Annotated in this window: 7 protein-coding genes; 3 read left to right on the top strand and 4 right to left on the bottom strand. The window is 46.7% G+C overall.

Translation table 11 applies throughout. The features are described from left to right. Positions 1-289 precede the first annotated feature (289 nt). Positions 290-2,599 (bottom strand): EAL domain-containing protein, encoded by a 2,310-nt coding sequence (locus tag AB0763_RS01490; RefSeq protein WP_306102180.1) that lies wholly within the window; start codon positions 2,597-2,599, stop codon positions 290-292. A 446-nt stretch (positions 2,600-3,045) separates the two neighbouring features. On the opposite strand from AB0763_RS01490, the gene AB0763_RS01485 reads away from it, so the two are divergent. Both AB0763_RS01485 and AB0763_RS01480 read left to right on the top strand, forming a co-directional pair. After that, positions 3,046-4,722 (top strand): methyl-accepting chemotaxis protein, encoded by a 1,677-nt coding sequence (locus tag AB0763_RS01485; protein ID WP_306102181.1) that lies wholly within the window; start codon positions 3,046-3,048, stop codon positions 4,720-4,722. A 568-nt stretch (positions 4,723-5,290) separates the two neighbouring features. After that, positions 5,291-6,178 (top strand): DMT family transporter, encoded by an 888-nt coding sequence (locus AB0763_RS01480; RefSeq protein ID WP_306102182.1) that lies wholly within the window; start codon positions 5,291-5,293, stop codon positions 6,176-6,178. A 132-nt stretch (positions 6,179-6,310) separates the two neighbouring features. On the opposite strand, the gene pmbA is transcribed toward AB0763_RS01480, so the two are convergent. Further along, positions 6,311-7,654 (bottom strand): metalloprotease PmbA, encoded by a 1,344-nt coding sequence (gene pmbA / locus AB0763_RS01475; RefSeq protein WP_306102183.1) that lies wholly within the window; start codon positions 7,652-7,654, stop codon positions 6,311-6,313. Positions 7,655-7,772: 118 nt separating this feature from the next. Between pmbA and yjgA the strand changes: the two genes are divergently transcribed. Further along, positions 7,773-8,306, top strand: coding sequence for a ribosome biogenesis factor YjgA (gene yjgA / locus AB0763_RS01470; RefSeq protein ID WP_306102184.1), 534 nt, complete (start codon positions 7,773-7,775; stop codon positions 8,304-8,306). Positions 8,307-8,434: 128 nt separating this feature from the next. On the opposite strand, the gene thiQ is transcribed toward yjgA, so the two are convergent. Then, positions 8,435-9,160 carry a thiamine ABC transporter ATP-binding protein gene (thiQ, locus tag AB0763_RS01465; protein WP_306102185.1) on the bottom strand — a complete coding sequence of 242 codons (726 nt, stop codon included), beginning with the start codon at positions 9,158-9,160 and terminating at the stop codon, positions 8,435-8,437. After that, the gene (gene thiP / locus AB0763_RS01460) at positions 9,157-10,857 is read right to left on the bottom strand and encodes a thiamine/thiamine pyrophosphate ABC transporter permease (RefSeq protein ID WP_306102186.1); all 1,701 of its coding nucleotides are present in this window, start codon (positions 10,855-10,857) and stop codon (positions 9,157-9,159) included. Before thiP ends, thiQ begins: the two co-directional genes overlap by 4 nt. Positions 10,858-10,892 lie beyond the last annotated feature (35 nt).

Below are 10,892 nucleotides of genomic sequence, written 5' to 3'. Positions count from 1 at the left end.
TAAAAGACTGATCGTTAGGCATTAAAAACGCAATAACACCGATGGCAGTACAGACTCTTTGTATCTCAGTGTAAAGGAGAGACAATAAAGGAAAGACTGCTATATCAATCTTGTGTTAAATAATAATTTTCTTATTTTTGTTGATGCTATATTAGTTTGTTTACAATGTCAGTGTTTGCGGCAGATTAATGACAAAATACTGGCATTTAAAAACGCAAACAGATTCACCGTCACAACTTGTCATGCGATTTATTGTTCAACGAGTAAATTAACCTGACGCCTAAGTCTGTCATTCAGTAGTATGACTCGTATACGATTGATAAAAAGCCGTAAAGTCGTCAATCGGTAATGGTTTAGCAAAATAATACCCTTGATACAATTCCACCGAGAGATCGCTGAGTAGCTCAAAATGCTGAGCGAGTTCGACGCCTTCAGCGACCACAGTCAACTCCAGTTGTTTGGCTAACTCAATCACGGTGTTGACCATGATGCTCGCTTTGTCATCCTCTAACATGGATTGAATAAAGCTTTTGTCTATCTTTAGTTCATCTAAGGGCAGATGACGCAAATAATTGAGCGAGGAATAACCGGTACCAAAATCATCAAGAGCGATGTTAATACCGAGCCGCTTTAACGCCATCAGTTTGTCACTGGCTTCTTGTAAATCATGGATAAAAACGCTTTCTGTTACTTCAACGATCAATTGATGAGGGTTGATCGCATATTGCTCAATGATATTGGTAAAATCATCAACAAAGTTGTGCTGCCAGAGTTGCTTAGCACTGAGGTTGATCGCCATGGTGAAATGCGCACTCAAGGTCGCCTGTTGCCATTGCTCAAGTTGGCGACACGCCATATGGATAACTTGATTCCCCAACTCAACGATGGCATGACTTTCTTCTGCGATTGGCATAAAGGTATCGGGCATGATCAAACCTTGCTCAGCGCTTTGCCAGCGCAGTAGTGCCTCGGCGCCGCAGATGTGCCCCTCACGATTGATGACCGGTTGGTAATAAAGTTCAAACTCTTCGTGTTCAATCCCTTTTTCAAGTAACTTTTGTAAACGGTTGACCGACAACATGTGATCTTGCTCTTCAAGGTTAAACAGGTGCGCTCCCCCGCCGCCCTCTGCTTTCGCGCGATACAAGCCAATGTCTGCCAAGCGTCGGAGTTCCAATAAATCACTGTCAGGTCGGAGCTTGAAAGTGATTCCACCAAGGCTGGCACGAGGCATATAATAAATGGGATTATCGCCTTGAGAGCCAACGAGTTGACAGGGTTGATTCAGCTCGTCAAGCAATCGCGTTGCCAGGGTTTCAATGTGCTCTAATCGAGTTTGGTTTACTTTTTCTGGCATCGGGAAAACAACGATGAATTCATCGCCTCCCAAACGACACAACAAACTGTCTTGGCAAACAAAACTCTTCAGCCGTTGACCGATAATTTTAAGTAGCTCATCGCCGTGGCCATGACCGTAATTGTCATTGAGGTGTTTGAATCGGTCTAAATCGATGAAAAACAACCCATACCATGGCGCGGGTTGCCCCTCTATTAACGAAAAACGAATTTCATCAAAGTTCTTTTGTAGCTTTGAACGGTTCTTTAATTGCGTCAGCGGGTCATAATAGGCCAGTTTTCGAATTCGCTCTTCGTTGGCTTTATCTTCGGTGATGTCCATAGCAATACCGACAATCGAAGTGACCTGATTATTTTCATCGACACTGGCAACCCGACCGCGATCCCAAATCCAAGCGATGTTGCCTTTGTCATCGACAATGCGAAACTCAATGTTAAAAGGCGCTTGATTGGCGATTAAAGTTTCTACCGCCTTGTGGACCAACTCGCGATCGTCTGGATAAATAATGGCTTCAAAATCTTCCAAGCTCTCCAGTTTCTCGATCTTAAAAATCTCTAACATTCTTTGATTCGAGGTCGCTTTGTTTTCAACGAGATCCCATTCCCACAAACCTTCTTCAGACGCTTCAAGGACTTTCTCTAATTGAGCCTGATATAATTCAGCTTGTTGTTTGTATTGATGAAACTCACTTACGTCCTGAGCGTAAATTAACGTACAGGCTCGTTGATTCATGTTGAGATAAGGCAACTTAACACTGGTATAGTAAGTACTTTTATCAGCTTGGGGTGAGGCTTGCTCATACAATGCCGACACGGGCTGACCAATCGCTTGTCCCTTATCTATTACCGGTTGTGCTAAAGGCTTAAAGCTTTGCATCACAGAATCTTTATCGGTGAATTCGCTTTCAAATCGGTCAAACATTTCCGCCGCAGAGCAGCCAAATAGAGTGGCATAAGACTGATTGCAATAAAGAATCCTTCCATTTTGATCTTTAGAAACCAAACTTGCGGGCAAGCGATCCAATAACGCAATAAACAATCGACGCCGTTGCAAAGCGCGATATTGAACAAAGAGATAAAACAATAGAAAAGCCATTGTCATTAATGCGGTAGTTTGCACTAACTGAACATCAGTAAACGGATACGACAAAGTGTTTTGCAATAAAGCGATATTGAGCAAACTCAAACTCAATGCCACCACTAAGGCTAACAGCAAATACTTCCAATCAAAGCGAAGTGTCATCGTTACGGTCTCTTAACGTTAAAGGTAAAAATCGGTAGCGCCATAATATTTTCTTCACTCTGTTTTATTTTCGCCAAATGTAAGACGTCAATATCAGTTATTTATCGCAGTCGTAAAGAGATAGGCTAAGATTATTCAACGGATGTGATTAAACCTTATTGCAGTAAAATCAAATCGCTCGGCAATATATAGCAAGAAGAGTTTGAGGAATAGCCAACTGCTCGAGTTTCATTCAAACACAGAGAATTATGTGACATTGAACACAGAAAGCACCAAAACTAGTCATAAGAAAATCAAAAAAACATCATTATATACGCAAGCGGTATCATTATTTTCTATTACAATGCGAACGACCTGGACACTGGTGTTCGCCGAGTTCGCGACCCATTTTTGATTACGACCATCGAGTAAACCATCGATTGGTCAATTTTTGAGGCGATGTCACCATGACACTAAAACGCAAACTGTTTTTGATTTGTTTTTCAGCCGTGTTATTTATCGGCGGTGCCTTGATCTTGACAGTCTATATTCTCACTAGCTCGTTAAAGCAAACCACACTCGATGATTTTCACCACGCTTACCTCTCTGACCGTCAAGACAAATTACAAGGGCTCGTCGACACGGCGTACACCGCTATTTTACCCAATGTAACACAGCTCCAAGGCGAGGCGCTTAAACAATCCCTCGCCCAAACCATTGGCGCTTTACGCTTTGAAACCGGCAACCCGGATAGTTATTTTTATATTCACAATAGCCAAGGGATCGTGATTGCCCACGGCGCCAATCCTAATGCCGTTGGCACCTCGCAATGGGATCTTAAAAACGACAAAGACCAGTACATCGTTCGCAATATTGTTAATAGCGCGACCAAAGGCGATGGTTTCACCGTCTTCGATGGCTACCGCCCCTCCGAAAAAGCCTACTTTCCGAAAATGACCTATAGCCGTTATTTACCAGCCCAAGATCTGATCCTCACCACGGGTTTTTACATTGACGATGTCGACCAGCTGACAGAACAAGAAGCGAGTATGCTCAGCCAACATTACGATCAAGTGCTGCTGGTCATGACGCTCATTACGGTGTTGTCCGCCGCGCTTGTGGTGGCTATGGGTGGCTTTTTGATTAACCGTAATCTCAAACCACTTGAGATGCTCAATCAACAATTGGATGTACTCGCTCACGGCAGTGGTGACTTAACGGTGCGCTTAGACACTAACGGCAATGATGAAATTGCAATGTCAGCCGATGCTTTTAACCGCTTCATGGCAAAGTTACATGAACTGATCACCAGTATCACTGCGATGACGGGCGAGCTGCAGACCTCGTCTCATCAGGTCACCGCGCTCAACCAGACCAGTAAGGAGCGCATTACTGTCCAACTTGATCAAGTGCGCGCTGTCGCGACAGCCATTGATGAAATGACTCAGGCCAATAATCAAGTCGCCCAAGAAACCCAACGCACTTCTGAATTAGCCATCGAATGCGCTCAACTCACCGACAAAAGTATCCACACTGCGCAAGTCGCGCAGCAGTCCATGAGTAACCTAGGTGAAGAAGCCCAACACGCTGAACTTTCGGTTAATGAGCTCAACATCAGTACCCAAAAAATTAGCCAGATTGTCGATACGATTCAAAATATCGCTGAGCAAACCAATTTGCTGGCTTTAAATGCTGCCATTGAAGCCGCACGGGCCGGAGAGCAAGGACGTGGCTTTGCCGTGGTCGCTGATGAGGTGCGCAGCTTAGCCAGTAAAACGGCGCAATCGTCTAATGAAGTGCTCAATCTCATCCACCAACTGCAAGCGACAACCAAAACCACGACGCTAAGCATCCAGTCTATGAATAAGTTGGTTAGCCAGACCGGGGAAGAGATTAGCCAAGTGAGTGGCAATATGGCTCATATCGGTGACGCCATTGCGACCTTGCAAAACTTAGCGGCCCAAATTGCCAATGCCACCAAAGAACAAAGCCAAGTCAGTCATGACGTGGCACAAAGTATCCATCAAGTGAATACCATCGCTGATGAACTCACAGACAATGCCTCGATTCAAGTGACTGAGATAACGCAACAAAACGCTAAAGTCGATCAGGTACATCAGCGTTTAAGTCAATTTAAAGTCTAATCAGTACTTGGGATAAGGCATCAACGGCGAACGTTTGGCTTGGTATAAGGACGTCAGTGTCACTCCTTGAGGACGAACACACTCAATAAAAAAGGTAACCATCGGCGAGCTGTCGCCAACGATGTGATCCCTAGTGGCATTAGATTGTAATGAGCCCTTGCAATAGGGTATTCGTCTGGTATCTTATGGATGAATTCGACAACCACGAGGTGATTCGTCAAACAAAATAATGGGCTGAGTACGATTCAGTCATTATTGTCCTTATCAAGTCTGTTGTGCGCTTGCCTACCTAGCACGATTCGACAAGCCAAAACCGCCATGCGGAGACGGGGCCCTTCACTTACCCGTTGTTTCCTTTTTCTCATTGCTTCCAAGCCTAAGTACACTCATCGAATGGCAACAGTCATAGGCCATTTTGATCGAGTTTGCCAAGTCCTGGATTGCGGTAAGAAGCCTTCGTCTTCAGATCGGTGGCCAATCGTGTCAACCCCAACTTGCGTATCACATCCCCTGTCTATTGTAGCCCGACGTGCTGCATACCTATTCAACCATCAAACCACAATTTGTTATGAAAACGGCTAAATATTCTATTCATTTATTACTTTTAACTTCACTTATCGCCGCCCTTGGCTGGATTTTTTCCAAAGAGACCGTTCGAGAACTGCCCCCCTTTGCCTTTATCAGCAGTCGCTTTATTCTCGCGGCAATATTACTCATGCCCTTTTGTCGTCAAGCTTGGCAGCAAACCTCACTAGGCGATGTCATTCGCTCGGCAGGGGTTGGACTCTTACTTGGCTCGGCGTTACTGTGTTGGATTCATGCCATCGCCATCAGTACTGCTCTAGGGCAAGGTGCATTTATCATGAGCTTATCCATGCTGATGGTGCCGATCGTGGCTTGGTTAATTTTTAAAACGCCGCCAGTGAAGTGGTTTTGGGCCTCACTGCCCTTTGCTATCACGGGGTTATTACTGCTTGCGTATGTCCCTAACGAACCGTGGCAATTGTCCGCAGGGCAATTTTGGTTCGCGTGCGCGGCCATTTTATTAGCGCTGCATTTTAACGCCAATAGCTTTTGCGCCCGAGTAGTCCCGCCATTATTACTGACGACCATTCAATTGATGATGACGGGCCTACTAGCCGGTGTGGCCAGTTGGGTATTTGAAACGCTACCGCCACATTTGAGTCCACAAATTTGGGCCTGGTTTATGGTCAGTACCTTGATTGCCACCAGTTTGCGTTATTTGCTGCAAACGACGGGACAAAAGCACGTTGCCACTGCCAGTGCCGCTTTTATCATGATCTTAGAGCCAGTTTGGACGTTGGCGTTGAGTGTGTGGGTTTACGCTGAGCATTTATCAATGGCCAATCAAATCGGTTGTGGTTTGATATTGTTTGCCCTACTCCTGTATCGAGCACCTGGCGTTTATCGTCAATGGAGCGCCCTTCGTAGGTAGCGTTGCGACCAGTCAAACCCTTGAATATTAAAACAAGGGTTTGATGGCTTAGATTTCACCTTTCTTGATACCTCGGTGAGATAGCTTTGTTGCAATACAAGCACGCCATCACTGCATTGCAGAGGCGAGGGGTTATTGTCCCGCGATCTTCATTGATTCTATTAAGACAGAACCGGTTTGAATTTGTGAGCGCGTCTCAACGTCTGCGCCCACAGCCACAATCGATGAAAACATCTCTTTGAGGTTACCCGCAATCGTGATTTCCGATACTGGGTATTGGATCTCACCGTTTTCGACCCAAAAACCCGCCGCGCCACGAGAGTAATCACCAGTAACAATATTCACGCCTTGCCCCATGACTTCCGTGACCAATAGGCCTGTGCCTAACGTTTTCAGCATTTGCTCAAAGTTATTGCCATTGTGGCCGACAAACCAATTGTGAATACCGCCTGCGTGTCCGGTAGGCGTCATGTTGAGCTTTCGCCCGGCGTAACTGGTGATCAAATAGCTGTTGAGCTTACCGTCGACGATAATATCGCGATCTTGAGTCGCGACACCTTCGCTATCAAAAGGTGACGAGGCAAGGCCACGCTTAAGGTGTGGTCGCTCGTGAATTTGCAACCAGCTAGGGAAGATTTGTTCGCCTAATTGATCGAGCAAAAACGTCGATTGGCGATATAAGTTACTGCCACTAATGCCCATAACCAGATGACCAAACAGCCCAGTGGCAATATCAGCGGCAAACATCACAGGATAACGGCCTGTGGGAATGCGTTGCGGATCTAAACGCGCTACGGTATTGCGAGCCGCTTCTTGCCCCACTTGCTCAGGAGTCCACAATGAATCCATATGTCGTCCGAGCGTGTAGCTGTAATCGCGCTCCATTTCCCCGTTTTTACCCAGACCAATTACGCTGCAACTGGTACTGTGACGACTAGAGGCATAGCTGGCCAGTAAACCGTGACTATTGCCATACACCTTAATGCCGTAATAGGAATCGTGACTGGCACCATCGCTCTGTTTAATACGATCGCTGTACTCTAACGCGGCACGCTCTGCTGCAATCGCACGTTCGGCTGCGGTATCGGGGTCAAGTGGTTCAGGGTGAAACAAATCAAGGTCAGGAATCGTTTTCACCATGAGCTCTTTAGGAGCCGGACCGGCGAACGGATCTTCTGAGGTGAATTGCGCAATGTCCAAAGCCGCTTTAACGGTTCGCTCTATCGCGGCGGCACTCAAATCTGTGGTAGAGGCACTGCCCTTGCGCTGTCCGCGATAGACGGTGATACCGAGCGCACCATCACTGTTAAATTCGACATTCTCTACATCGCATTGGCGAGTAGAGACAGAAAGCCCCGTGGATTTGCTGATCGCGACCTCTGCCGCATCGGCTTGACGAGCCGCCATCTCTAAAGCTTTGGCGACGGCTGTTTCTAGCTCGGCACCTTGTGTTGCAACTTGCTGTTTTATATCCATAACCAATCGAACCTGTCTGTGTCTTTCCTATAGGATAACAAGAATTTCGCTTTCTCCCCAAGATTCTTGCTAAAATAAGGTCACTTAATGTTAAGCAATAACGAATAGGCAAAAAACAATGGCACGCAAAAATCAAAAAGCGCCTTGGGAACCGGAAGAAGAGATCATTTGGGTCAGTAAATCCGAAATGAAACGCGACATGGAAGAGTTGCAAAAGTTGGGTGAAGAACTGGTCGATTTAAAACCCAGTGTCTTAGCTAAGTTTCCTTTGAGCGATGACATGCGCGATGCGATTGCCGATGCACAGCGCTTTAAAAACGAAGCTCGTCGACGTCAGTTACAATACATTGGCAAGATGATGCGCCATGAAGACCCCGAACCGATTCAGGCAGCACTCGACAAAGTGCGCAACAAGCACTCTCAGGTTACTGCGGTGTTACACAAACTTGAGCAACTGCGTGATCGCGTGGTCAGCGACGGTGATGAAGCCATTAGCGATGTGTTAGAACTGTACCCCGATGCTGACCGTCAGCGCCTGCGCCAGCTTGCTCGTCAAGCGAAAAAAGAGCAATCGGCAGGCAAACCCGCAAAAGCGTATCGGGAAATATTTCAAATGTTAAAAGCACTGCAAGAGGCCAGTGAACAAGAGTAAACAACCAGGCGCGTCTTGCGCCTTGGTTACTTATCGTGGTTACTTATCTTGCTTACTTATACAAATGGATGACTGATACGAGCTGGTGAATGAGTTCCGTTTTCCAGCCCTGAGCGCTCACCGCAACTTTACTCACCCGCTTGCACAAAGCGTCGAATGGCCTCATCTGAGTGCTGCTGATTAAAATGCTCTACCGGCTCGATAACCTTGACTTGACCCTGTGACATATAAGCCACGTGAGAGGCAATGGCACGGGCATCGGTTAAGTGATGAGTGACCATCACAACACTGACTCCTCGCTCTTTGGCTAACCTCGACACCAGCTCTAACATTTCAATACGCAACTGAGGATCTAGGGCTGAAAATGGCTCATCGAGTAGCCAAATCTTTTTGTTTTGCACAAAACAACGCGCCAGAGCCACCCGTTGTTTCTGTCCGCCGGAGAGCTGTTCAGGCAAACGAGTTAAGCGCTCACCCAATCCAACCTGCTTTGCCGCCTCGTGTACGGCCTGTTTCTCACTCACCGACAGTTTTAGGCCTGGGTGAATCCCCAAAGCAATATTGTCGGCCACGCTTAAATGGTGAAAGAGGTTATGCTCTTGAAACAAAAATGCCAAAGGGCGCTGATGAGGTAAGCACCTTGTCATGTCTTGCCCGTCGATACGCACCTGGCCAGAGAGCGGTGAGATAAAGCCTGCCGCAAGCGCCAACAAGGTCGATTTACCGGCACCACTTGGCCCCATCAAGGCGAGTATTTGTCCTTGATATAAGTTAAGATCAAAAGCAAAGCGTTCGTTTTGATAGTCATAAATCACTTGTTGTAAAGAAAATAACGGGGTCTCCTGGTGCGTCATTGTAGCTGGTCCTTACCTCTTGACTTGGTTTTAGAATGTAACACGGTTGTCTCGTTTCGCTTTGCGGTCTTACCGTTCGTGAAACGCGCTTTTTTCGTTGACCGTGGTGCTTGAACAGTGCGCTTTTTTAACAGCTGCTCACTCAAGGTAAAGCACAGCAAACTCAACACTAATAAAGTCAAAGCCACGACTGCCGCCGCCGAGGTTTGATAACTGCCCAACAATTGATAAAGGTAGAAAGGCAAAGTGGCAAAATCAGCACTGCCAAAAAGGGCGACCACGCTTAAATCCCCCAGTGAAAACATAAAACTGATCGCCAAAGCGTGGGCTAATGGGGCACGTAACGCTCGCCACTCCACGACACACCAACGCTGCCACCCCGTTAATCCTAAGGTTTGACACAGATATTGATAGTCTTGCTCTAACTTAAACATCGGTTGCGCTAGGCTTTTCACCGTGTACGGCAAGGCCATTAACCCATTGATCAGCACCACAACTTCAAAGGCATAATCAAAAGCGTTGGCCCAGTAGCGCAACAACAAAAACAGCCCGGTACTCAATACCAAACCCGGGGTTACTAAAATAATGGTCGCAATGAGATCTAAGTGATCCGCGGCTTTGCGATGATCACGCAAGCGCCAATAACGACTGGTGGCCTGAGTAAAGACCGCGCCGCACACCGCCAATACACTGGCCAAGCTGGCCACTTTAAACGAGTTCAACATCGCCTGCCAGTAACGGCTATCACTAACCACATCAAACCACTGTGAATTAAGGCCACTGTGAATAACACTGAGCAAAGGCGGAATAACAAAAGCAATCGCAACAGCAATCCAAACGCGATTCCAATGCTGTGCTCGCGAGGATTGAAATTGTGTCACTGGCTCTACCGGTGTCGCGCCTTGATTCGATGGCAGCGCATTTTGTCCTTTTTGCAATACGATCGCCATAGTGCCACACAAGAGCATTTGCCAAATGGCCAATATCGCCCCCGTTGCCAAATCAAAATCAAACTTAATCGCCTGATAAATAGCCAATTCAATCGTTGTGGACTTTGGGCCGCCCCCTAATGCCATGACAGTCGCAAAACTGGTGAAACACAGCATAAACACCAACCCGGCAATCGCAGGCACTTGCTGGCGTAACCAAGGCCATTCTACCGTGCGAAATTTCTCAACACTGTTCATACCTAAGTGCGCCGCCAATAAGTGCTGTTCGTACGGAATGCTCTCTAAGCTCTGCAGCAGTAAACGCGCGGCGTAAGGCAAATTAAAAAAAACATGCGCGAGTAGAATGCCGCCGAGACCGTAAATAGAAAAGGAATGTTCCACACCCAAGGTTGTCAGCAATGACGCCAAATAGCCGCGATTGCCGTAAATAGTCAACAGGCCAAACACCCCAACGAGAACCGGTAGCACCAAGGTCGATGAGAAAATCTTCAGGACGACATGACGGCCGCGAAATTGGCTACGCGATAAAGCATGAGCCACGGGGATCGCCAAGCCCACACTCAAAACAGTCGACAAACTGGCTTGCAAAAAACTAAACCAAGTTACATGACGAAGGTATGGGTCTTGCCACAGCTGTTCAATAGGTAAATGAGCACTTTGCATCAGTAAGGCGCTTAATGCACTGACCACTAAAACAACAATGAGGCTGGCAATCACCAGCCCCATTTTTGGCACGCGAGTGTTCATAACCCGAGTACCTCTAACATAACAACAAACAAAAT

The sequence above is a fragment of the Vibrio sp. HB236076 genome (assembly GCF_040957575.1).
Taxonomy (GTDB): Bacteria; Pseudomonadota; Gammaproteobacteria; order Enterobacterales; family Vibrionaceae; genus Vibrio.
This window is presented reverse-complemented; position numbering and strand designations above follow the sequence as displayed.